Origin of the sequence: Vaginella massiliensis (assembly GCF_900089075.1) — a bacterium.
GTDB classification, from domain to species: domain Bacteria; phylum Bacteroidota; class Bacteroidia; order Flavobacteriales; family Weeksellaceae; genus Weeksella; species Weeksella massiliensis_A.
In genome coordinates, this window is record NZ_LT593747.1 from 450778 (window position 1) to 475768 (window position 24991).

A 24991-nucleotide genomic window follows, 5' to 3' on the forward strand; every position below is an offset into this window, starting at 1 on the left:
TTTATACGCAATAGATATGCGTATGTACGACCCTACAATTGCTCGGTGGATGGTACATGACCCTGTGGTACATCACGGTATGTCGCCTTACAATGCTTTCGACAACAACCCTGTCTATTGGGCAGACCCAAGTGGTGCGGATTCACAAGGAGGTGGTGATGAGAGCAACATTGGAGATACCAAAATGGCTTTTGGTGTTACCGCAGGACAATTAGGGCAAGTATCTAAAATAGAATACTGGTCTGCCTCTGGTGATACAAGTAGTGGGAATGGAAGTCAGAGTGGGATAAAAAATGAAAATAATAAAGGAAATGGTAATAATGTTTTTAAAAAAGTTGGTAAATGGATTGGTGGACTTTTTAAGGGTAAACATAAAACTCCCTCTTCAAATGGTATATCGATAGGGGCAGCAGAACTGATAAGTGTTGAAGTGCCAGAAACTACAATTACTCAATATGATCCAAGTAGTGCATCATTTTTATCAAAATGGTCTAAAAATAATAGTTTTTTAGAGAAATTATCTTATAACCTTATTAACGATGCTTATGTTACAAGTCAAGTGTTTTTAAATATTCCAGGAATAGAATTGTCTGATGAATCAAATAGAAATCCATTTACTGGAGCCAACTACACTAACATGGATGGTTCAGCTAATTATCAACAAATGAAAAGTTTTGCCAATACTTCTGCAAACTTTGTTCCAGTGGAGCGTTCAGCAAGTATAGGAAAGTTTACTGCAACAGGTGGTTTGGGATTTTTAGCAGAAAAGGCTGTGCCACATGCTCCTCATTTTGGTCCTGTTTTGAAAGGAGTGTATATAAATAAATATACGGCACCAGTATTGAATTTTGGTATTAATCAATGGAATAATAGAATACCAACAGGTAGTTTTATAATAATGGGAACAAAAGGAGTGGGTAATCAATAAAAAAAAACGATGGATACCATATTAGAAATTTTATTTGGTAGAACGCTTATTAGATTTTTAGGTATATGGATAAGGTATTATATACTACGAATATTTAATAAAAACCTAACAATAGAACAGTTAAAAGGAAAAGATGATGAAGGTTTTTTTTACAATGATTTTATAAATTCAATCATTGGATTTATAAGTTTTGCTATTATAGCAATAGGATTTGCTTATTTGTACTACACGTATTTGGATTAAGAAAGTGAAATAATATTGACACTATCCTATAAAGTGTGTAAGTTAAAAAGTTGGGCTTAGATTTTATAATCTGAGCCTTTTTTCAAAAATAAGCATAAATTGGTTGGTAAACTTCCCTGTTTTTGTAGCCTTCCCTATTTTCAGACAGTGAATAAATATAATTTTACCACTCCTTTAAATCTAACTCACAAATAGAAGAATTATTTGTGAGTTAGATAATTTTGGCTTACCTCCCTCTTCTACGCGTTTGGTTTTCCTCTTGTTGCAGTTCTTCTTCTCTTTCTGCATTTGCATCTTGATACAAATCGGGATCATTTACATTTAGATTAATTTTGCTGTTACCCTCTTTTTGCTCTTGCTTTTGTGGTCTTGAAATACTGTTCACATTATTAATTTCGTTTGAAACAATATTCATATCAACTGTAATCTCTTTTGCTATCTCAGGGAATTTATCAATTTTATCTTGTAAAAAAGACTGAAGTTTTTGCAATTCAATTTTATACTTATTTGTTTCTAAATCACTGTTTTTAGCGATAACAATTTCAGTTATTTCTTTGATGTCTTTTACTAAATCCAATTCTAAGGTTTGATTAGATTTTTCATCGTAAATAAATGCTTTTTGTTCGAAATTAAACTTATTATCATTGGTTGAAATGTTTTTAATTTCAGCATATTCAATGTTGTTTTTGCTGTTTTCCAAAACATCTTTCATTGATTTGTCACGTTCAAAAAGATTGATATTTAATTTGGTGTTATTTTCGGAAAATTGAAAAGTGATCCTTTTAGTTTCATTGTCGGCTACAATGGTTCCTCCATTCAAAAACCCCTGAACATCATCAGCGCTCAGTTTTTATACTTAATTCAATATAGGTAATAATAAAACACCCAATCTTACATTTTGGGTGTAAAATTGGGTGTCTGTGTTTTAACTAACTAATTGTCAGCCTTTATTGCGGAGAGAGAGGGATTCGAACCCCCGGAGGTGTGACCCTCAACGGTTTTCAAGACCGCCGCATTCGACCACTCTGCCATCTCTCCAGACGCAGTCTATTGCGTTATTGCGACTGCAAATATATAATCAAAATTTAATATTGCAAATATTTTTTTGAGATTTTAAACGAAAATTCAATCCCCGTACTTTTTCTATCCTAAATAAAAAAAGACCAATAATTTATTGGTCTTATCCAGTGTTTATTTTTTTTGATTGTTATTCCAATCCTCCACCTAATGCGCGATACAAATCGACCATGGCTTGTAACTTTGTCAATTTGGTGTTGACGATGCTCAAATCTGCACTTAATGCAGCATCGCGTGCTGTAATCACCTCTAGATAGTTTGCCATACCATAGTTCAACAATTCTTCAGAAAAAGTAACGGACAGCTTATACAAATTGGCTTCGTTTTCTTTGATGCGCAATTTATCATTCGCTGCTTTCAATGTATACAAAGCATCCGAAACCTCTTTACTCGCATTCAGAATAGCGTTTTTATAATCGAGTAATGCTTGTTCTTGTTGAGCTAAAGCTACTTCTTTTTGGGTTCGGATAGAACGTTTGTTGAAAATTGGCTGCGTAAGTCCGGCAATCACATTTGCAAAAAGCGAATTGGTATCGAATAGTTTGTCCAAGTCGACTCCTTGTACGCCACCAGAAGCCGATATAGTAAGTGCTGGATAAAAATTTGCTTCGGCAGCATTTACTTGATGAAAAGCCGACATCAGCGCAAACTCAGCAGCCTTTACATCAGGTCGATTTTCGAGTAAATCTGCCGGAACACCAACTGCTAAATCTGTTTTTATTTCCTGTTTTGCTAAGCTAGATCTGGCAATGCTTCCTGGGTTTTCACCGATCAAAATACTGATAGTGTTTTCTAACAATTTTATAGAATTGTTGATGTCGATGATCAACGCTTCGGCATTGAGTTTCTGAGCTTCGGTTTGATTAACGGCTACCTGAGTTACATTTCCGGCTTCTTTCAAAGCTTTTGTCGTCTCGAGGCTTTGCGTTCTGTTTTGCACAGTGGTTTCAGCTACCTTTTTCTGTTCGTCGAGGGCAACTAGCTGATAATATGCATTGGCTATAGCCGAAATAATACTGGTCTTTACTGCCTGATGCGCTGCCACCGTTTGCAAATAATTTGCTTCTGCAGCTCGGTGTTGGCTTTTTATCTTTCCCCAAATATCGGCTTCCCAAGACATCGATCCAGAAAGTTCGTATTGTGAAAAAGATTGACTGCCCGTAATCCTCCCAGATTGGGTGTTGGCCGAGGTTTCGGTGTACATGTATTGTGGTCCAACCGCAATACTTGGTAAATACGAAGCTTTACCTTGTTTCAGATAAGCTTCGGTAATGGCGATGTTTTGCAAAGCGGCTCGTATATCCAAGTTGTTGTTGAGTCCTTTTTCGATCAGAGTCTGTAATTGTGGATCGGTAAAAATCTCTCGCCACGCAACTTTAGCAGCTGAAACCTCATTGTTTTTGATCATTTCATCTGTTCTAAAATTCATTTCGGTAGAAATTACTTCTTGTGGACGGTTGTAATCTTTGGCAACAAAGCAAGATTGAATGCTCATCAATCCAACTGCCAAAAGGCTTATTTTTATAATTTTATATTTTTTCATTATTCTGCAGTTTTAGGATCGATATATGTAACATTTTGATTCGAATCGAAATTATCGTTTTGTGGTCGATCAAATTTTACTGGCGCTATTTTCTCTTGAATGGTTTGGAAAATCACGAATAAAACTGGAATTACAAAAACTCCTAAAATGGTACCGATCAATAATCCGAACGCAGCACCTGTCCCAATCGAACGATTTCCTATAGACCCAACCCCAGAGGCAAATACCAGCGGCATCAGCCCTAGAATGAAAGCAAAAGATGTCATCAAAATTGGTCTTAAACGAGATTTTGCACCTTCTATTGCAGCTTGTACAATGCTCAATCCATGTCGTCTTCTTTGGATAGCAAACTCCACAATCAGAATGGCATTTTTTGCCAACAATCCAACCAGCATGACTAGCGCAATTTGGAAATAGATGTTGTTTTCTAAGCCTGCAATCCATTGACTGAAGTAGGCTCCCATCACCCCGAAAGGTAACGAAAGCAACACGGCCAATGGCAACACATAACTCTCATACTGTCCGCTCAAAATAAAATAAACAAAGACAATACAAAGCATAAATATCAATAAGGTTTGGTTACCTGCGTTGATTTCTTCACGAGTAAGCCCCGTAAAGTCGATGCTATAATTAGACGATAAATTTTCTGCAGCAACTTCTTGCACGGCTTTGATGGCATCACCACTAGAATATCCTGCATTTGGTGCACCTGATACGTTGGCCGATGTAAACAAATTGTAGCGATTGATCGATTGAGGACCATAGACCCGATCTAGTTGTACAAATTGTGAAATTGGAGCCATTTGTCCCGAACTAGTTTTTACAAAGATTTTGTTGAGACTCGAAGCATCGGCGCGATCTTGCGGTAAAGATTGAATCATCACTCGAAATTGTTTACCAAATTTGATGAAATCAGCCGCATAAATTCCTCCAACATATCCTTGCATTGTAGAGAGAATCTGACTCACCGAAACACCCGATTGTTTAGCTCTTTCTACATTGATGTTCATTTGGTATTGCGGGTAATTTGTATTCATCGATGATTGTGCATATTGAATTTCTGGACGTTGCATCAATGCTCCTAAATATGCTTTGGTGGTTTGATCTAAATCTTGTATAGATCCACCAGCACGATCTAAAACCTTAAGTTCGAATCCCGACGATATCCCATATCCTGGAATAGGTGGCGGTTGGAAGAAAATCGCATTGATATCTGGAATTTGTGCTGCGATTCCAAACATTTTACCAATGATACTTTGTACAGCCAAATCGTCACTTTTTCGGGAATTGAAATCTTTGAGTTTGATCATCGCAATACCGTAATTAGAACCTTGACCAGAGATCAAACTGAATCCCGATACAACGGTTACGGTTTCAACTCCATCAACCTGCATAGCTTGTTTCTGAAAGATTTGTTGAACTTGCGTCACACGGTCTGAAGAAGCACCTGCAGGCAATTCGAAGTTACCCATGATAAACGATCGGTCTTCGTTCGGTACAAATCCAGACGGCATTGCCTTGTTGATAAAGAATATCGCTACAACCGCAGCAGCTAACAAACCAAACGAAATCCATTTGTGTTGGAACAAAAAGTTGAATGATTTGGTATATCTACGGGTGATATTTTCGAATCCTTCGTTGAATTTATCAAATCCTTTTCGAACGATGTTTTTCTTCTCACCAGGTTTATTCGAATGTGGTTTAAGGAATAAGGCGCACAGAGCTGGACTCAAGGTCAATGCATTGACAGCCGAAATGATAATCGCTACAATAAGCGTAATTCCGAATTGTTGATAGAATACTCCCGTAGGACCAGAAATAAAAGTTACTGGCACAAACACCGCAGCCATCACCAAGGTAATCGAGATGATTGCTCCTGTAATTTCGTTCATGGCACTCAACGTAGCGGGCAGAGCCTCCAGGTGTGTTTCTTCCATTTTTGCGTGTACAGCTTCAACCACCACAATGGCGTCGTCTACCACAATACCAATGGCGAGTACCAATGCAAATAAGGTCAACAAATTCAACGAGTAACCAAATAAATTCAAAAAGAAGAATGTACCAATGATCGATACTGGTACTGCAATAAGCGGAATAAGGGTAGAACGCCAATCTTGAAGGAAGATATAAACCACAATAAATACTAAAATAAAAGCTTCAATTAAAGTGCTTACAACTTTTGATATAGAAGCGTTTAAGAATTCGTTGGTATCAAAATTTATCGAGTAATGCATTCCGCTAGGAAGATCTTTTTCGATTTTAATCAATTCCAATTTTATATTATCGATGATCTCTTGAGCGTTAGAACCTGGAGTCTGATAGATCGCCATAGCAACCGAAGGATTCCCGTTCATCAGCGATTTTCCAGAATAGTTCAATGAACCCAACTCTACTTTTGCCACATCTTTCAGACGCAAAACACTTCCATCGGACATAGATTTTATTACAATATTTTCGTATTGTTCTACCTCGTTATATTTTCCTGGATAGGTGATGATGTATTGGAAAGATTTCCCTTCATTTTCACCCAATTGTCCAGCAGCAGCTTCTAATGATTGTTCGTTGATTGCAGCAGTAATTTCTGAAGGGATCAATCCATAATTTGCCAATTTGTTGGGATCCAACCAAACACGCATCGAGTAGTTACGAGATCCAAAAGCAGAGGCATCACCAACGCCGTTGATTCTTTTGATTTCTGGAATTACATTGATATTCAAGTAGTTTTGAATATACAATTGGTCGTACAATGGATTATCTGAATAAAAAGTCAAGAACATCAATGCTGATGTTTGTTGTTTTTGGGTCGTCACCCCAGATCTTGTAACCTCTGTAGGCAAAAGTGGAGTGGCACGCGAAACTCGATTTTGTACGTTTACCGTGGCAATATCAGGATCGATATCTGATTTGAATATCACATTGATCGAAGCGGTACCGTTGTTGGTTGCAGTAGAAGTAATGTAATCCATTCCTTCTACACCATTGATTTGTTCTTCGAGCGGGATAATCACACTTTCCATTACGGTAGCAGCATTAGCACCTGTATAGCTGGCGCTAACTTGCACGGTTGGTGGTGCGATATCAGGATATTGTGTGACTGGCAAAGCCGTCAGTCCAAGAATTCCTAATATGACGATGATGATAGAAATAACCGTAGACATTACGGGTCTTTCAATAAATGTTTTTAACATATTTTCAGTTTCTTAGAATAGTTTTTTTATTGAGTTTACAATCGAATCAAAGTTGGCAGGCACTGGTTTTACGGCCGTTTTGTCTTTTACCTTATCTACACTTTGTGCAACGATTTTTTCACCTTTTTTCAGTCCATCTTTTACGATTACCATATTATTAGCACGATCTTCAACTTCGATCATGGTTTGTCTTGCTGTATCTTTTTCTACTTTGTAGATATAGACATAACCTTGTTGCTCAAATGTAGAACTTTCTGGTACCACAACAGCATCAACATAGGTTTTAGGAATGCGAATGGTTCCGGTATTGCCATTGCTCAAGATTTTATCTGCGTTGGAGAAAGTTACACGGAATTGTATGGTTCCTGTTGTAGGATCAATTTGTCCTGTAACGGCTTGTATCCTTCCTTTTTCTGGATAGATATCGCCGTTTGCCAAAACCAATTCTACAGCTGGCATATTGTTGAGCTTTTCTTGAAGCGATTTTCCTTCTGTTTTGATGATGAAATTCAAATATTCTGCTTCATTCATCGAAAAATAAGCATATACTTTACTGGTGTTCGACACGTTGGTCAACGGAACTTGATCTGTTGGTCCAACCAAACTCCCTTCTCTGAAGTTAATCGCTCCGACAACACCACTTATCGGACTTCTCACGACCGAATAATTGATGTTGGCATTCACTTCATTCAATCCGGCTTGTGCTTGCGATTGACCAGCTTGTGCTTGTGCTAATGCAGCTTGTGCTTGGTTGTGAGCGGCTTGCGCCTGTGCTAGACTAGCCTTAGCTGTTTCGAGTTGAACATTAGAAATGATGTTTTTTTCGACCAAGGGGATGAGCTTGTTCACTTCAACCTGAGCAGCCTGAACTCGAGCTGAAGCTGCATTTACATTAGCCTGAGCCGCTTTTACATTGGCAACAGATGAGGCGACTCCAGATTTTGCAGCATTGGCACTCTGCGTCAACACGTTGGTTTCTAGTTTGAAGAGCGGTTGACCAGCACTTACATATTGTCCTTCGTCTACGTATACATTGGTTACATAACCTTGTATTTTTGCACGTACCGCATTGTTGTTTATACCTTCGATTGTTGCAGGAAATTCGCTAAAACTTTCAACAACTTTTGTCGGTACTTCTACCACTGGATAGGGCATTGGACCTTGTGCCTGCATGGCGTTTTGATCGTTTTTGTTACAAGAGCTTATGATCGAGGCTGTGATGCCCATCAAAAGATAATATCTTTTTTTCATGGATTATTATATTAGATTTTGTATTTATTCAATTGTTCTATTGTATCGTTTACCAAAATTCTTTGTTGGTGCATGTAATTTTTTATGATGGCAAGCGCCTCTTCATTTTTCAATTTGGTGATGCCTTTCCGCTGTTTATAAAGCTCAATTTTATCTAACGAAATGATTGTTTTTTCTACTTGTTCCAAAACTTCTCGCAAATGATTCGAAAAATAGTAGGGATTGGGTCTGAAATAGCGTTTTCTTTTGTCTTCTTTGTAGATAAAATCGACTTTATCTGTTTCGATCAAAAATTTCAAACTACACGATATCGAACTTTTACTCGCTCCGAAATGTTCTACCAATTCATCAAAAGAAACTCCATTTTCGTCTACATCGGTTATCATGTAAACAAAAATTCTTGCTGTAAGTGGTGGAAAATCATAGTTTTGAATAAAATTATCTTCAATTTCTGAAAGAAGCTTTTCGGCATCTATATTTGACATCAATGTAAAATTTTTCGACAAATTTATATTATAGTTCGGTAACTACCAAACCAACTTTTTGTTAGATTTTCGTTAAAAAATATTAAAACAACCAAACCAAATCATTAAATACACAATAAGGTTTTATGGCGTACATTAATGGCTAAATTTTTGCTATCTTCAAATAAAACATATTGCAATGAAAAATTTATTATTTAGCCTATTTCTTTTGATGAGTTTTCAGGTTTTTGGGCAAACCATTACGTTAGACAAAGCTCATGCACGATTACAATTTTATGCTACACATCTCACCATTTCTAGCGTAGACGGTAAATTTACTGATTTTGATGTGCATGTAAAAGATTTTGATGCGACCGATTTATTAAAAGCTAAATTTCATGTTTTGGCAAACCTAAATTCTGTCGATACAGGCATAGAAGCTCGAGATACACATTTGAAATCTGCAGATTTTTTTGATGTGGCCAAAAACAAAAACCTAGAATTTACTTCTACAAAAGTCACTAAAATCAAAGGCAATGCTTATGCGCTATCAGGAAATCTCACATTGAACAATATCACCAAACCTGTAAATCTGAAGCTTGTATACAACGGAAAAGTAAACAATAGCATGAATAAGAAAAACACTCACGGTTTTACGATCGAAGGGAAATTGAATCGCTTAGATTTTGGTATTGGTAACAATTTTCCAGAGGCTGTGGTGGGTAATCAAATCAATATTGTATCGAATTTAGAATTTGTAGAAAATTAAACTTTAGATTATGTCAACAAAATGGACAATAGATAAAACAAAATCAACCGTATTTTTCACCATCGAATCAGCAGCTATCGGCGAAGTAAAGGGACATTTTACCAATTTTCATGGAGATATCGTTGCCGAAGATCAACAATTTAATCGAGCTGATTTTACATTTGCGATAGAGGTAAATTCGCTCGTTACGGGGATAGAGGAGCGAGATCAGCACTTGTTGTCTGAGGATTTTTTCGATGTGAAAAATTTCCCACAAATCATTTTCATTTCAGAACGCGAAGGAATCGAGTCGAATGAATTGATGGGGAAACTCGAAATAAAAGGCGTGAAAAAAGACACTACTTTTGTTACAAATTTAGAAGAATTGGACGATGCTCATAATTTGTTGAAGTTACAATGCGAGGTCAATCGCAAAGAATTCGGGCTCACTTGGGAAAATCCCGACACGACCAATTCGATAGCCGAATCGGTTCTTCTTACTGCAGAATTGCACTGTATAAAAAACTCCGATTAAACCTAAAATATCTAAATAAGATTGAAAACCGTTGATGCTTTCAGCGGTTTTTTTTGTATAATATTGAGCGAGAATAATTAAATTTGCCTTGTGAATACATTAATGATACTTCCGAATTTTATTAGTTTCCAAGAGATTGTGGTCATTCTTTTGGTTTCAGTCATCATTTTTGGCCCGAAAAAAATTCCAGAAATTGCACGAGGGTTAGGACAGGCAGTACGCCAACTGAAAGACGCTACAGAGAATATAAAAGAAGAAATTATGCGTCCAGTTGAGGATTTAGACCCAACAAAAGAAATTCGCGAAACCATAGAAGAAGCCAAAGAAGAAATAGACAGCACCGTAGACGATGCGCTTGGCGGCTCTATAAAACGATAATCGATGCAAGAACTCATATCTCTCGATCACGAACTTTTCAAGTATCTCAACAATTTAGGGCAATCCAACTGGGATGCTTTTTGGTTAGTGGTGACCAATAAACTCACGTGGATTCCTTTGTACATTGGTCTTATTGTGTACTTGTGCAGAGTTTACAAATGGCAACAAGTGCTGTATGTTTTGATTCTGACTGCATTATTAATTGTGGCGGCAGATCAATTGGCCAATGTTTTCAAAAATGGTTTCGAACGCTTTAGACCTTGTCATACACCATCGTTGCAAGGAAATTTCAGACCGGTTGACTGTGAGGGCAGAGGGCGGTACGGTTTTTACTCTGCACATGCGGCAAATCATATGGCGCTGGCGTTTTTCATCGGTTCGATTTTTAGAAATAAAATTAAAATACTGTTGCCCATTTTGGTGATTTGGGCACTGTTGATCGGATATAGCCGAATATACGTTGGGGTACATTTTCCAGGAGATGTTTTGGTTGGATTCTTTATTGGATTGCTGCTTGGCGTAATTTTTTATAAAATCTATCTTTACTTTTTACCGAAAGTTATGAAGTCAACCAATTAAAAATCAATGTTTAATCATTAATCATCTTCAGGAATTCTTCTTCTGTAAGAATTTCAACTGTTCCCAAATCTTGTGCTTTTTTCAGTTTGCTTCCAGCTTTTTCTCCGGCAACAAGATAATTCAGATTTTTACTCACACCAGAAACATTTTTCCCACCAAATTGTTCGACCATTTCTTGCGCTTCATCTCGAGTAAAACGTTGTAAACTACCAGTAAAGAGAAAAGTTTTACCCGCCAATTTTGTAGAAACTTGCACTTGATTTTCTACTAAAGCCAATTGTAATCCAGCAGTTCTAAGTCTTTCTATCATAGCTAAATGAGCAGGATTTGCAAAGTACGCCTGCACAGACAAGGCGATTTTTTCACCAATATCTTCAACGCTAGTCAATTCATCTATTGTGGCGAGTTTCAAGCGGTCGATATCCTTAAAATGTTTCGCCAATTTTTTGGCAACTGTCACCCCAACATGGCGAATACCCAAAGCGTACAGCAAGCGATCGAAAGATTGCTGTTTCGATTTTTCTATAGAATCGATGATGTTTTGTACCGATTTATCTGCCATGCGATCTAAGGGTAAAATTTGATCTTTTGTCAAGCTGTAAAAATCTGCTACATCATTTACCAAGCCGGCTTGGTGCAGCAAAATAGCTGTTTCGCTACCGATGCTTTCGATGTCCATCGCTTTTCTGGAAACAAAGTGCTCCAATCGGCCAATGATTTGGGGTTGGCAAGAGGTTTCGTTGGGGCAATAGTGCAAAGCTTCACCTGCTTGTCTCACCAATTCTGTACCGCAAGACGGGCAGTGCGTAATGTAAGTTATGGCTTGGATTTCGGGATCTCTAACATCGGTATTCACTCCAATTATTTTCGGGATGATTTCACCTCCTTTTTCTACATATACCATATCACCAATTCTTACATCAAGTTTTCTGATGATGTCTTCGTTGTGCAACGAGGCTCTTTTGACGACTGTGCCCGCCAACAAAACAGGTTCTAAATTGGCAACAGGCGTTACGGCACCCGTGCGACCAACTTGATAATCGATGCTCAAAAGTTTGGTTTCGGCAACTTCTGCTTTGAACTTGTACGCTGTAGCCCATCTTGGCGATTTTGCTGTATTTCCTAACTCTTCTTGTTGTGCAAAATCATTTAATTTGATAACAATTCCGTCAATTTCAAATGGTAATTTTTTCCTTTCAACTTCCCAATAATCAATAAACTGAATGATTTCATCTAAAGTTTTACATAACTTAGAAGTATTCGGAATTTTAAACCCAAATTCTTTAGCTTTTTCGAGCATTTCCCATTGAGTTTTGAAGTTCAATTGTTTTCCGACAAAAGCGTACGGAAAGCATTGCAATCCTCGTTTTGCTACTTCGCTACTATCTTGTAGTTTCAACGAGCCAGAAGCTGTATTTCTTGGATTTGCGTACAGCATCAATCCTTTGTTTTTACGTTCTTCATTGATTGCATTGAATTGCGCTATTGGTATAGTGATTTCACCGCGCATATAGAACTTTGGTGGATAATCGCCTTTCAATTTCAGAGGAAGCGAAGAAATCGTACGGATATTATTGGTAATTTCGTCACCAGCTGTTCCGTCGCCGCGGGTAACCGCTTGGGTCAATTCACCATTTTCGTACAAAATAGAGATAGAAGCGCCGTCATATTTCAGTTCGCATACAAATGCTACATTTTCGAAAGATTTTCGGATGCGTTCGATCCACAATTCAATGTCTTCGATAGAATACGAATTATCGAGCGAATACATGCGAAATTCATGCGTTACGGTTGGAAAATTTTTAGTAACCATTCCGCCAACGCGAACAGTAGGCGAGTTGGCATCGAAATATTCTGGATGCTCGGTTTCTAACTTTTGCAATTCTTTCAGCTTCAGATCGAATTCGAAATCTGATATTGTAGGGCGGTCTAAAACATAATAATTGTAGTTATGCTGATTTAACTCTTCGCGTAGTGCCAAAATTCTGTCGTGAATATCCATAGTTGTATTCTTGTATAGCAAAGATAATTCGTTGGGCGTAAGAAGCACAATTTTTTAAATAATTTCCATTCAAAATAGAATTAGGAATATTAATTGCATAAGCATAAACAGGTCGAGGCTTGCACAATTAAAATTGTTGAAGTAATTTTTGATTTTTGTCGAGCATTAGCCATAAATCAACATTTTTCTATTTATTTTTAAACTTATTTTATCTAATTTAGTTGATTGAAAATTATTTGAAACTATACTGAATAAAACATATATTATGAATAATTTATTAGACGTTATCGATACAAAATCGAAAGAATTTGAAAATACAGTATCTGTTGCAACCACTGGTGCTGCAGCGGGAATAGCAATTTCGAAAGCCATTGAGAAAAATCAGAAGGTTGGTGCAATTCTAGGAATCGGTTTAGGATTATTGGTTTATACATTGTTCAAACCGAATAAAAATGAAGAAGTTATCGTTTTAGACGATTTCGAAGAAGAGCTGGCTTGCTAGTATATTGTAAGTTTTCAATTGGGTAATTTTCTCACGATCATCGTGCAGTATTGCCCAATTCTTTTCAGCCAACCAAAATAGAACGTATATTTAGTTATCTTAACATTTAACAGAACGCTATGTCGCAAACTTTTGTTATTACAGAAGAACAATTAGAACAAGAAAATATAGAAATAGCACGTCGATATAAAGAGATGCTAAAAAATACGTATGTCTCGTTGTCTGAAGAGGATAAAAAACTCATTCGAAGAGCATTCGATTTGGCTGTTGATGCGCACAAAGATCAGCGTCGCAAATCGGGCGAACCTTACATTTATCACCCAATAGCAGTGGCCAAAATAGTTGCCGATGAGATTGGTTTGGGTGCCGTGTCGATTGCGGCTGCACTCATGCACGATGTGGTAGAAGATACCGATTATACGTTGGAAGATATCGAAAGATTATTCGGAAAGCGTATTGCTAAAATTATAGACGGACTCACCAAAATTTCTGTTCTCAACAAACAAGACGTTTCTATACAATCTGAAAATTATAAAAAACTACTCCTGACCTTGTCCGAGGATGTGAGAGTAATTCTAATCAAGATTGCCGATCGCCTGCACAACATGCGTACGCTAGACAGTATGCGAGAAGATAAACAATTGAAAATCGCATCGGAGACGGTCTACATCTATGCGCCGTTAGCTCATCGGTTGGGGATGTATAATATAAAATCTGAGTTGGAGGACTTGAGTTTACGGTATACCAATTTGGAAGAATATCAGAGTATTGAGCAGAAATTGACCGAATCTCAAGAACAACGAGAAGCTTATATCAAAAACTTTACACAATTGGTTTCCGAGCGATTGAAGGAAGAAGGATTGGAGTTTGAAATAAAAGGAAGATCAAAATCCATCAACTCTATTTACCGTAAAATGATAACGCAAGGCATTCCGTTCGAAGAAGTTTTCGATCTTTTTGCCATTCGAATCATTTATCGATCGGATCGTAAGAATGAAAAATTCTTAGCGTGGAAGATTTATTCGATCATCACCGATATTTTCACGCCCAATCCGAAACGGATGCGCGATTGGATTACAACGCCAAAATCTACTGGTTACGAATCGTTGCACATCACCGTTATTGGCCCTATGGGACGTTGGGTAGAGGTACAAATTCGTTCGGAACGAATGAACGAAATTGCCGAAAAAGGGATTGCAGCACATTACAAATACAAAGAGAAAAACTTTGAAGATGATGAATCTCGTGTCGATCGTTGGATACAGCAAGTACGCGATATGCTGGAAAACAATGACACCCAAGACGCGATAGAGTTCATGAACAACTTCAAATTCAACCTCTATGCGAAAGAAATCTATGTTTTTACGCCAAAAGGAGATTTGCATTCGCTGCCAAAAGGTGCTTGCTCGTTGGATTTTGCCTATGCTATACACTCCAATATCGGCGATCGATGTTTGGGAGCAAAGGTAAATGGCAAGCTCTATCCGTTGAGTCATGAATTGCAAAGTGGAGATCAGGTCGAGATTTTGACTTCTACTCAACAAAAGCCAAAAATCGAATGGTTGGATTATGTGGTAACCAGCAAGGCACGTTCTAAAATCAAAGCTTCATTAAACTCAGAAAAACGAAAAATTTCGGAAGAAGGAAAAGAAATTTTGATTAGAAAACTGCGCCATCTAAAGTTGGATTTTAGTGAATCGATCCTGAATAAAATACAAAGTTTCTTCAAGCTTACCAACAGTCAAGATGTATTTTATAATGTTGCAACAGGTGTTATTAGCAACAAAGATTTGAAACGATTTGCCGATTCAATGACTGGTTTTACAGGTATTTGGAATCGAATCAGGAAAACTACGCTTCCGTCTATATCTACAACTTCAAAAGAAGTAAAAACCGAAGACAAAAGCAAACTCGATTTGTTGGTTTTTGGACCAGATGAAGAACGATTGGATTACGAATTGGCAGCTTGTTGCAACCCGATACCAGGAGATAAAGTTTTTGGATTCATTACCGTTTCCAAAGGAATAAAAGTTCATAAAAGCGATTGTCCCAATGCGATTTCGCTGCGGGCAAATTACGATTATCGCGTAATCAAAGCGACATGGGTAGATTCTACCAAACGTGAATTTAAAGCTATTTTGATTTTAGACGGTTTAGATCGCCCTGGAATGATCAGCGATATTACGTTGGTGATTTCCAAAAACAATTCCATCAACATGAACAACCTTAATTTCTCGGAGAACGCAGGCGTTTTCACGGGAGTTATTTCGTTACAGGTAAAAAACAAAGACCAATTGGAACAAGTGATCGAAGAGCTCAAAAAAGTCGAAGGCGTACGAAATGTAAAACGAACTTATAAAAAGGAATAAACGATAAAAAAATCCAATCAGCTTGCTAATTGGATTTTTTAAATTAGAAATAAAGTTGCAAAGTTAATCAAATATTTCAATAAATAGTCTAAGGTTGATGCTGATAAATCAGCCTATTTTTGCAAACAAACGAAAACAAAAGATGTCACATACAAACTACAATCCGATCGAAGAAGTTCTAGAAAAGATAAAAGCCAACGGAGGTTGGGTAAATGCACATTCACATTTGGATCGAGCATATTCGCTTACAGCAGAAACATTTACATTATCCAATTCATACCTCAAAGAAAAATGGCATTTGGTCGATGACATGAAACGCAAATCAACGGTAGACGATATTTACTTTCGTATGGAAAAAGCGATTACGTTCATGCTCGAACAAGGAGTGCAAGCAATAGGTTCTTTTATCGATTGTGACGAGGTAATCGAAGATCGATCTATACAAGCAGCACAGCGATTGAAAGATAATTACGGAAAAGATATCCAGATTCGATTTGCCAATCAGGTATTGAAGGGCGTGATCGATCCCAAAGCGAGAGAATGGTTCGATTTATCGTCGGATTTTGTTGATATTATAGGCGGATTACCAGCCAAAGATTATGGGCAAGAAGAAGAGCATTTAGACATTTTGATGTCAACAGCCAAAGCAAAAAATAAATTGGTTCATGTGCATGTGGATCAATTCAATACCGATGAAGAAAAAGAAACCGAACAATTGGCGCGCAAAACCATTGAGTTTGGTTTGCAAGGAAAAGTTTCTGCCGTGCACTCGATTTCGGTGGCAGCACATCCACGAAAATACCGTTACGAATTGTACGATTTGATTAAAGAAGCAGACATGAACGTCATTTCTTGTCCGACAGCTTGGATCGATCACAATCGAACCGAACGTTTGGCACCTTCGCACAACTCGGTAACGCCCGTAGATGAGATGGTTCCAAGAGGCATCAATGTTGCGTTCGGAACAGACAATATCAACGACATTTATAAGCCGTATTCTGATGGACATTTGCTTACAGAATTGCGCGTGATGTTGGAGGCTTGCCATTATTACGACGTAGATTCTTTGGCTAAAATAGCAACAACAAACGGGCTGAAAGTTTTAGGATTAGATAAATAATACTATATTCGTAAAACTTCCGAACGGAAGTGAAACTACAATTTCTACAGCTTAACTATGCAAATACAAATAAAAAACGAAACAGACCAATTGAGGACTGTTGTATTGGGAATAGCAAAAGATTTGGGCAATAAACCACTACTGAACGAAGTTTTCGATGCCAAATCATACGAATCTGTACAAGAGGATATTTATCCTGACGAGGCAGATTTGATAGAAGAAATGGCACAATTCGAAAGCGTACTTCTAAAGCATGGAGTAGAGGTGTTGCGTCCAGAAAATTTACCAAACGTCAATCAAGTTTTTGCCAGAGATATCGGATTTGTTATTGAAAATACTTTTTTTCTTTCGAGTATTATTCCCGATCGATTGGAAGAGCAAAACGCAATTTCATTCATCCAAGAAAGTTTGCAACCCGAACAATTCATTCGAGTGCCAGAAAATCTCTATGTAGAGGGTGGCGATGTGTTGGTGTGGAACGATTATCTATTTGTCGGAACATATCTTGGCGAAGATTTCAAATCGTATAAAACGGCAAGAACCAAATTTGAAATTGTCGATTATTTGCAACAATTTTTCCCGAATAAAAAGATAGTTGGATTCGATTTACATAAAAATGATACCGATCCAAGAGTTGGAATTTTACATTTAGATTGTACTTTTCAACCCGTGGGCAAAGACAAAGCCATCATTTACAAAGAAGGTTTCCGCGACCCAGCTCAATACCAATTTTTAGTCGACCTATTCGGAGAAGAAAATCTGTTTCACGTAACCCAAGAAGAAATGTATTGGATGAACCCGAATGTGTTCTCAATTTCACCAAACGTTGTGGTATCTGAAAGAAATTTTACCCGACTCAACACTCATATGCGAGAGCAATGGCAAATTCAGGTAGAAGAAATAGCCTATAGAGAAGTCTCTAAAATGGGCGGATTATTAAGATGTTCAACTTTACCATTATACCGAAACAATGAAATCTAAACAATATACCAATACCATTTTGATGGTAGAACCTGTGGCATTTTATTTTAACGATCAGACTGCCGTAAACAATTATTTTCAAAACAAACCAGACGTCACACCAGACGAAATACAAACAATCGCACTCAACGAATTTAGAAATATGGTGAAAAGCTTACGGTCTAAAGGCGTGAACGTTATCACCATTCAAGATACACCAACGCCACATACACCCGATTCTATTTTCCCAAACAATTGGATTTCGACGCATGATAACGGCGATGTAGTGTTGTATCCGATGTTTGCAAAGAATAGAAGGGTAGAGCGTAGAGAAGAAGAAGTGTTGAGCTTGCTAGAAGAACAAGGTTTTACCGTTCGCGATATCATCGATTATTCAGAAGCCGAAGAAGATGAAATCTTTTTAGAAGGAACGGGCAGTATAATCCTCGATCGCGAAAATCAAATTGCCTATGCTGCCATTTCAGATCGTACAGACGAAGAATTGTTTATCGAATTTTGTGAAGATCTAGAATACACACCCATTCATTTTACAGCAAACCAAACGGTAAATGATCAGCGTTTACCTATTTACCATACCAACGTCATGATGTGTGTTGGAGACGAATATGCCATAATTTGTTTGGATACAATCGACGATAAGAAAGAAAAATCTTTGGTGGTAGAGATGTTGAACCAAACTTCAAAAGAAATCATTGCCATTACCGAAGAACAAATGCATCAATTTGCTGGTAACATGCTGCAAGTAGAAGGGTTGGGACAAAAATATTTGGTGATGTCGAAAACGGCATTTGAGTCGCTGACAGCGGAGCAAATAAAGAAGATAGAACAATACAATCCCATCATCGCAGTTGAAATCGACACCATCGAAAAATTGGGCGGAGGAAGCGCAAGATGCATGATGGCAGAGATTTTTTTACCAAAATAAAACATTGATTAACAATTGGTTAATGTGTTTTTCAGTAGAAAAACAATCTAAATATTTGATATTCAATGAATTTTGTTAAATTTGAATATGGGAAATTCAGATTTAACAGTACTTAATGAATACCTTAGCGATCATGATGCTAATATCGATGTGCACAAATTTGTGGTGTGCAACCAGTTGATAAAGCGCAATGATCGCTATTGTATACAAATCAAAGAGTATGATTTTGATCTTTTTGTAAATACGTTTAAGGATTATTGCATAGAAGATTTAGAATTGATGACCATCGACGATCATGATCAAGATCGAATCCATAAAAATTATCAAGCAAAATTTGCCGATTTTGTAGACGATCAAGAATTTTGCAATCAACACCAAATAATCAATTTCAGTGGTTATTTCACCGAACTTGATTTTTATTTTTTTACTGAAAATGAAATCTTATATCTCCATTATATCGAGAATAATAAACTGCAATTTACCATCGATCAAATGTATCATTTCATTCCGTGCGAGCTCCGAAACCGATTGATTACTCAGTTGCTCATCAACATAAGATTTGAAATCGTTTAAGATTTTAATTCAACAACACGAGTTATTATTTTCGATAAAGTTTTCCTATAATATATATTATGTTAAATAGAAGTTCTGATTTGAGGACTTCATTTAAAACTTTCCCATTTAAACCTATCTCGTTTTCGGTCATGTGAAATGAATTTGCAGCATCTTCCTCAATTATTTTAAATTTTGCAACCCAAAAACAAACTGAAATATTTTACTACCACTCAATCTCATCAAGACCAATGGATTGGAAATATTGATTTGCTTTAGAAAAATGCCGATTTCCAAACCATTTTCCTTGATTCGCACTCATCGGCGATGGATGCCCCGAGCGTAAAACCAGATGTTTCGATTCATCAATTTTCTTTCCTTTTTTTTGTGCATGATTTCCCCAAAGCAAAAAAACCACGTGATCTTTTTCTTGTGAAATTTTCTCAATTACAGCATCGGTAAAGGTTTCCCAGCCTCTACCTTTATGACTCGCGGCCGCTCCTTGCCTTACCGTGAGCACATCGTTCAACAAAAATACACCTTGATCAGCCCAACGCTCCAAATTACCAGAAATCGGAATCGATTTGGAAAGATCGTGATGCAATTCGCCAAAAATATTGCGTAAACTCGGTGGATGCGGAATACCATCTGCAACCGAAAAGCACAATCCGTTGGCCTGCTGTGGACCATGATAAGGATCTTGCCCAATGATGACGACTTTTAGTTGATCAAAAGGCGTTCGGTCGAATGCTGCAAAAATTTTAGACTTGGGCGGATAAATGATTTGTGTGGCATATTCAGCTTTTAAAAAATTTACCAATTCGCTAAAATACGGCTTTTCGAATTCGTCTCGCAAAACTGTTTTCCAACTTTTTTCAATTTTCACATCCATACCGTATGATTAAGATTCGTAAAAATATCGCTAATTTTGCAGCAATGCAAATCAGTAATCAAACCCTAAAAGATTTAGAATTTCCTGCTGTACAACAAGGAATCGCCGATTTTGTCTACACCGAAAAAGTAGCCAGTAAAGTTTTTGATTTAAAACCATATGAGAACAAATCAGCTTTGCTCAACGATTTACACGCTACGAACGAATATTTGGCGAGTTTCGATAGCGGAAATGCCCTGCCCTTTTCTGAGTATTTTGTTTTGGACGAATTTTTAAAACGCTTAGAAATTGAAAACTACTATTTACCCGCCGAAGAATTTTTCAAAATAAAATCGAATTCGCTTCAGGTAAAAGAGATCAAAAAACATCTTGCCAGCTTCGAAGAATATCTGCCAACCTTGTTTGCCAAAGCCGAAACTGTGCTTTACGAAAAAGAGATTGTGAAGATTATCGATCAAGTTTTCAATAAATTTGGTGAGGTAAAAGACGATGCTACTCCAGAACTGAAGCAGGTTCGAACCAAAATCAAACAGCTCAACGCTCGCATCACCGAATTGTTCAATAAGTCGATGGCGCATCATACCCAATTTTTGGATGATATTCGAGAATCGGTCATCGGTAATCGACGGGTATTGGCGGTGAAATCTGCACTTCGAAGAAGTGTAAAGGGACAGTTTTTGGGAACTTCGAAAACGGGATCAATCTCTTTTATCGAGCCCGAAAGTGTTCTAAATCCGAGACGAGAATTGGATGAATTACGAGAAGAAGAAAAGCATCTCATCATTCAGATTTTATTGAAGTTGACCGCCGAAATTGCGGTTTATAAACCGCTCTTAGAAACCTATCAAGAATTTTTAGAATACCTCGATTTCACTCAGGCTAAAGCCAAGTTTGCACAAACTATGCAGGCAGTTTTGCCGAACATTTCCGATAAATTGACGCTCAATCTCATCGATGCGTACCATCCGTTATTATACCTCAATAATTTGAAGCGTAAAGAAAAAACCATTCCGCAAACCTTACGCCTAGACGAGCATCAGCGCATCATCATCATTTCTGGACCAAATGCTGGTGGAAAATCCATTACCTTGAAAACGGTTGGACTCAACCAAATCATGATTCAATCTGGAATTTTGATTCCGGTACATCCGAAAAGTGAAGTTGGATTTTTTGATAAAATTTTTACCGATATTGGCGATAATCAATCCATAGAAAATCACCTTTCGACCTACAGTTATCGATTGAAACAAATGGCTCATTTTCTGAAATATGCCGATGACAAAACCTTACTTTTGGTCGATGAGTTCGGTACAGGTTCTGACCCTGATTTGGGTGGAGCTTTGGCAGAAGTTTTTTTTGAAGAATTTTACGAAAGAAAAGCTTACGGAATTTTCACAACGCATTATACCAACATCAAACTTAGCGCCGAGAAACTTCCCGAAGCAATCAACGCCAGCATGTTGTTCGACAAACATTCGTTAGAACCGTTGTATCGATTAGAACTTGGGCAAGCCGGCAGTTCGTTCACTTTTGAAGTGGCAGAAAAAAATAAAATTCCGTACCGTCTTATAAATCGTGCGAAGAAAAAAGTTGAAAATGACAAAGTGCGATTAGACAAAACCATTCTCAAATTGCAACAAGAGAAATTCGAGATTCAGAAAACCAAAAATGAGGTCGAAGAACTCAAAGAATCGCAAGAAGTGAAACAAGAATTATTGGAAGAGACCCAAGACAAAATTCAGCAAAAACTATACGATTTTCAGCAGTTGTACGATAAAGAACAAAAAACTTTGATGATGGGAAAACGCATCAATGAAATGGCGGACAACTATTTGAAAAGTAAAAATAAAAAACAACTGATTTCGAATTTTCTGAAAATAATTGAGATTGAAAATTCTAAAAAAACGAAAGAAATTCAGCAACAACGTAAAATTGAAAAAATTATCGAAAAGGAAGTCAAACGCGAACTGAAAGTGAATGAAGAAACCATTTCGAAGCAAAAAGAAAAAATTGAGGCAAAAGAAAAACAAGCAACGCAACAAAAAATAAAAGCGCTGAAAGTGGGAGATCGAGTGAAAATTCATGGTTCGAATAGCGTGGGAACTATCGAGAAAATAAAGGACGAGACCTTGTTTATCAATTATGGAATTTTCACTACGCAAATTTCTGTTAACGAAGTTTATAAAATCTAATTGCTTTTAAGGCATAGTGTTTGAGATTATAAAAACGGTAACCATAAAGAAATGCTACGATGAAAGAAAAATTACAATACCGATACGCAGCTCCAGCAACAGCTTTGGAAGAGCTAGAAAATCAAGGTTTTACAATAGATTACAATGTTCAGCGCGATGAAATTACCAACAATCCAGAAGATTTTGAAATCGTATTTATCTATCGATACGAGGGAATGACCAATCCGGATGATGAATCGACCGTTTATGGAATCAAACGATTATCGAAAGACGAAAAAGGATTTTATGTTGTGGGCAATTTATCTTTGGATCCCGAAAAAGCTTCAAAAATCTTGTTGGATTTAGAAATTAAACGCCGATCGACTGAAAGTTAAAAAAATAGATTTTTAATCTAAAGCTGCTTTTCACAAGTAGCTTTTTTTAGTTTTACAATTTATGAAATTAATTAATAATCAAAATGTGGCGATAATTTTTCTGGATACAACTCTTCGTACTTATCCACAATAATGTTTGCAATGCTATAGTCTTGCAAATGAGTGTTTTTGCTTCGGTATGCTGCACAAAAAATGCCAGCACCTTTAGCAGCTAAAAATCCGTTTGTCGAATCTTCGATTACCATGCAATTCGATTTATCGTGGTCAAAAAACTTTGCGCCAATTTCAAAAATTTCAGGATTTGGTTTAGATTCCATCAACTCATCGCCACTCACTTTAGCAAGAAAATATTTTCCGATATCGAATTTTTCGAACACCCAATTGATGGTGTTCATCGACGCGGAAGAAGCCAAAACCATCTGAATACCGTGATTTTGGTAGACCTTAAACAAATCTTCTACACCAGGTAGAAGCGCAAATTCTTCGTCGTGCTCGAAGATCGATTTAAAATATGCACGTTTTCGGCGAACAAGTTCTTCTTCAAGGTCGGGCAAATTAAAATCGCGAATGACTTTTGCAAAGACATTTTTAGTCGATTCGCCCGTACAAGTTGCAAAATATTCAGGTGTCATGTCAATTCCTAGCTCATCAAACACACGATAGTATGCCTTGGTATGCAAGGGTTCGGTATCGACAATTACTCCATCCATATCGAACAAGACCGCTTTTAGTCGCCTATCTTTTTTATTCATCATTTGCTGTTTGTTTTAATTTTCTCAATCTTAATTTTTCTTTATAAAAATCTTTGCTGCTGGCATACATTTCTTTTTCAAAAGTTGCGTATACATTGCCTTGGGCATCTTTTATGTTGAGTGGTTTTATTAAACTAATTTCGTTTTTGGCTTGTATTTCTGCTTTTATATCGGCTATTTCTTCATCTTAAAATGGTATTCGATATAGACTGTTCGCCTCACTGGTGGCTTGAATTTTGCCATAACCGACTGGTTGAATAAAAATTTCAACCATTGATGTTTTCGAGGACTTTTGTCTAATATTTCAGATATTTTTTGATAAAGTAGCATGTTGTTATTTGGGTTTAATAGAGTTGAAATAAGGTTTAAGTTTAAAATACTTTACGTTTGATTTTACCAGAAGTTGTACGCTCGAATTGTTGGACGAAAATGATTTCTTTTGGACGCTCAAACTTCGAAAGGGATGCCTCAGCAAAATCCAGTTTCGTAGGCTTACCTTCTACAACGAGCAGCAATTTTTGCCCCAATGATTCATCCTCACGATAAGAAATATAAAAATCTTGAGCTATAAAAGGTTTCAATTTATTTTCGATTTGTTCTGGAAACAATTTTATACCTCCAGAATTGATAACATGATCGGCTCTACCCAACCAAAGAAAATGTTTTTCATCCAAAATGGTGACCACATCGTTGGTAACCAAAATTGTTTTTTCGTAGGGTGTCGCAATCGTCAAACAGCCACGGTCGTCCTGCCCTATTGTAATTTCATCAAACACTTCGAAAGCATCGTTTAGCTGCTGATTTTTTTTATTGGCTATTTTCTTAAAAGCAATATGCGTAATGGTTTCCGTCATCGCATAGGTTTCGTAAATATCGTTTTCGGTAGACAACAACTGTGCTTTCACGGTAGAACTCAAAGGTGCTCCCCCAATGATAAGCTTTTGGATAAAAGGGATGAAATCTAGGGATTTTTCTACTTGCATGGGTGTCAAGGCAACGAAATCTAAATGCTTCAGGTGAGGATCTAATGCTAAAATAGACACCCATTTGATTTGAGATTTTGGTTCAATGCAAATCAACTTCAAGCCTAAAACAATCGCCCTTACGACCATCATTTTGCCCGCAATATAACTCATCGGTAACGCCAAGAGTGCTGTATCGGCCTTTTTCAGATCGAGATATTTCCCCGTAAGTTGAGCACTTTTTATCATGTTCGACTTCAGCAAGTCAAACTTTTTTGGCTTTCCGGTAGAACCAGAAGTCTGAACCTGAATGGTAGAATTAGAATCGTACCATTGTTTTAGAAAATCAACAATCGACTGCTCGAAATCAGATTTTATTGTGAGCTTATTGTGGTTGAAATTAGGTTGAGAAAAGTCTAAAACCATGTAATGAT

The 24991-nt window shown here is 37.2% G+C and carries 22 protein-coding genes and 1 tRNA gene; 13 read left to right on the plus strand and 10 right to left on the minus strand.

The window, feature by feature from the left end:
• Positions 1 to 49: 49 nt before the first annotated feature.
• Positions 50 to 928, plus strand: a complete 879-nt coding sequence (locus BN8061_RS09440) for a hypothetical protein (protein WP_235802731.1) — start codon at positions 50 to 52, stop codon at positions 926 to 928.
• 469 nt (positions 929 to 1397) lie between these two features.
• Here BN8061_RS09440 and BN8061_RS09445 read toward each other — a convergent pair whose 3' ends face one another.
• From BN8061_RS09445 to BN8061_RS09470, 6 genes are all read right to left on the minus strand, one after another.
• Positions 1398 to 1991, minus strand: coding sequence for a hypothetical protein (locus BN8061_RS09445; protein WP_235802732.1), 594 nt, complete (start codon positions 1989 to 1991; stop codon positions 1398 to 1400).
• Between the two features lie 133 nt (positions 1992 to 2124).
• A tRNA-Ser gene (locus BN8061_RS09450) sits at positions 2125 to 2209 on the minus strand.
• 169 nt (positions 2210 to 2378) lie between these two features.
• Entirely contained in the window at positions 2379 to 3791 is a 1413-nt protein-coding gene (locus BN8061_RS09455) for an efflux transporter outer membrane subunit (RefSeq protein WP_068598727.1), read from the minus strand.
• Positions 3791 to 6979, minus strand: a complete 3189-nt coding sequence (locus BN8061_RS09460) for an efflux RND transporter permease subunit (RefSeq protein WP_068598729.1) — start codon at positions 6977 to 6979, stop codon at positions 3791 to 3793. The genes BN8061_RS09455 and BN8061_RS09460 overlap by 1 nt, the downstream gene beginning before the upstream one ends.
• 12 nt (positions 6980 to 6991) lie before the next feature.
• Entirely contained in the window at positions 6992 to 8230 is a 1239-nt protein-coding gene (locus tag BN8061_RS09465) for an efflux RND transporter periplasmic adaptor subunit (RefSeq protein ID WP_068598731.1), read from the minus strand.
• Positions 8231 to 8241: 11 nt separating this feature from the next.
• Positions 8242 to 8715 carry a hypothetical protein gene (locus BN8061_RS09470; RefSeq protein WP_068598733.1) on the minus strand — a complete coding sequence of 158 codons (474 nt, stop codon included), beginning with the start codon at positions 8713 to 8715 and terminating at the stop codon, positions 8242 to 8244.
• Positions 8716 to 8893: 178 nt separating this feature from the next.
• Here BN8061_RS09470 and BN8061_RS09475 point away from each other — a divergent pair, with 178 nt between their 5' ends.
• From BN8061_RS09475 to BN8061_RS09490, 4 genes are all read left to right on the plus strand, one after another.
• Positions 8894 to 9463, plus strand: coding sequence for a YceI family protein (locus tag BN8061_RS09475; protein WP_068598735.1), 570 nt, complete (start codon positions 8894 to 8896; stop codon positions 9461 to 9463).
• 10 nt (positions 9464 to 9473) lie between these two features.
• A complete protein-coding gene (locus BN8061_RS09480) occupies positions 9474 to 9977 on the plus strand; it encodes a YceI family protein (RefSeq protein WP_068598740.1) in 504 nt (167 codons plus the stop codon).
• Positions 9978 to 10079: 102 nt separating this feature from the next.
• Positions 10080 to 10355 carry a Sec-independent protein translocase subunit TatA/TatB gene (locus tag BN8061_RS09485; protein WP_094745938.1) on the plus strand — a complete coding sequence of 92 codons (276 nt, stop codon included), beginning with the start codon at positions 10080 to 10082 and terminating at the stop codon, positions 10353 to 10355.
• Positions 10356 to 10358: 3 nt separating this feature from the next.
• Positions 10359 to 10934 carry a phosphatase PAP2 family protein gene (locus tag BN8061_RS09490; protein WP_068598742.1) on the plus strand — a complete coding sequence of 192 codons (576 nt, stop codon included), beginning with the start codon at positions 10359 to 10361 and terminating at the stop codon, positions 10932 to 10934.
• A gap of 10 nt (positions 10935 to 10944) precedes the next feature.
• Here the strand turns inward: BN8061_RS09490 and ligA are convergent, their stop codons facing one another.
• A complete protein-coding gene (gene ligA / locus BN8061_RS09495) occupies positions 10945 to 12936 on the minus strand; it encodes an NAD-dependent DNA ligase LigA (protein ID WP_068598744.1) in 1992 nt (663 codons plus the stop codon).
• A 265-nt stretch (positions 12937 to 13201) separates the two neighbouring features.
• Here ligA and BN8061_RS09500 point away from each other — a divergent pair, with 265 nt between their 5' ends.
• The 6 genes from BN8061_RS09500 (at position 13202) to BN8061_RS09525 (ending at position 19406) form a co-directional block, all read left to right on the plus strand.
• Entirely contained in the window at positions 13202 to 13438 is a 237-nt protein-coding gene (locus BN8061_RS09500; RefSeq protein ID WP_068598746.1) for a hypothetical protein, read from the plus strand.
• Between the two features lie 119 nt (positions 13439 to 13557).
• The gene (locus BN8061_RS09505; RefSeq protein WP_068598748.1) at positions 13558 to 15807 is read left to right on the plus strand and encodes a RelA/SpoT family protein; all 2250 of its coding nucleotides are present in this window, start codon (positions 13558 to 13560) and stop codon (positions 15805 to 15807) included.
• Between the two features lie 142 nt (positions 15808 to 15949).
• Positions 15950 to 16927, plus strand: a complete 978-nt coding sequence (locus tag BN8061_RS09510; protein WP_068598750.1) for an amidohydrolase family protein — start codon at positions 15950 to 15952, stop codon at positions 16925 to 16927.
• A gap of 57 nt (positions 16928 to 16984) precedes the next feature.
• The gene (locus BN8061_RS09515) at positions 16985 to 17908 is read left to right on the plus strand and encodes a dimethylarginine dimethylaminohydrolase family protein (protein WP_068598755.1); all 924 of its coding nucleotides are present in this window, start codon (positions 16985 to 16987) and stop codon (positions 17906 to 17908) included.
• A complete protein-coding gene (gene ctlX, locus BN8061_RS09520) occupies positions 17898 to 18833 on the plus strand; it encodes a citrulline utilization hydrolase CtlX (RefSeq protein ID WP_068598756.1) in 936 nt (311 codons plus the stop codon). Before BN8061_RS09515 ends, ctlX begins: the two co-directional genes overlap by 11 nt.
• An 87-nt stretch (positions 18834 to 18920) precedes the next feature.
• A complete protein-coding gene (locus BN8061_RS09525; protein WP_068598757.1) occupies positions 18921 to 19406 on the plus strand; it encodes a hypothetical protein in 486 nt (161 codons plus the stop codon).
• A gap of 205 nt (positions 19407 to 19611) precedes the next feature.
• Here BN8061_RS09525 and ung read toward each other — a convergent pair whose 3' ends face one another.
• On the minus strand, positions 19612 to 20277 hold the full coding sequence (gene ung, locus BN8061_RS09530) for a uracil-DNA glycosylase (RefSeq protein ID WP_068598758.1): 666 nt from the start codon (positions 20275 to 20277) through the stop codon (positions 19612 to 19614).
• Between the two features lie 44 nt (positions 20278 to 20321).
• On the opposite strand from ung, the gene BN8061_RS09535 reads away from it, so the two are divergent.
• Both BN8061_RS09535 and BN8061_RS09540 read left to right on the plus strand, forming a co-directional pair.
• Complete coding sequence (locus tag BN8061_RS09535) at positions 20322 to 22469, plus strand: endonuclease MutS2 (RefSeq protein WP_068599538.1); 2148 nt, start codon at positions 20322 to 20324, stop codon at positions 22467 to 22469.
• A 59-nt stretch (positions 22470 to 22528) separates the two neighbouring features.
• The gene (locus BN8061_RS09540) at positions 22529 to 22843 is read left to right on the plus strand and encodes a hypothetical protein (protein WP_068598760.1); all 315 of its coding nucleotides are present in this window, start codon (positions 22529 to 22531) and stop codon (positions 22841 to 22843) included.
• A 71-nt stretch (positions 22844 to 22914) separates the two neighbouring features.
• Here BN8061_RS09540 and BN8061_RS09545 read toward each other — a convergent pair whose 3' ends face one another.
• Positions 22915 to 23598, minus strand: a complete 684-nt coding sequence (locus tag BN8061_RS09545) for an HAD family hydrolase (protein WP_235802733.1) — start codon at positions 23596 to 23598, stop codon at positions 22915 to 22917.
• Between the two features lie 368 nt (positions 23599 to 23966).
• Positions 23967 to 24983, minus strand: coding sequence for an AMP-binding protein (locus BN8061_RS09550; RefSeq protein ID WP_068598762.1), 1017 nt, complete (start codon positions 24981 to 24983; stop codon positions 23967 to 23969).
• Between the last annotated feature and the right edge of the window lie 8 nt (positions 24984 to 24991).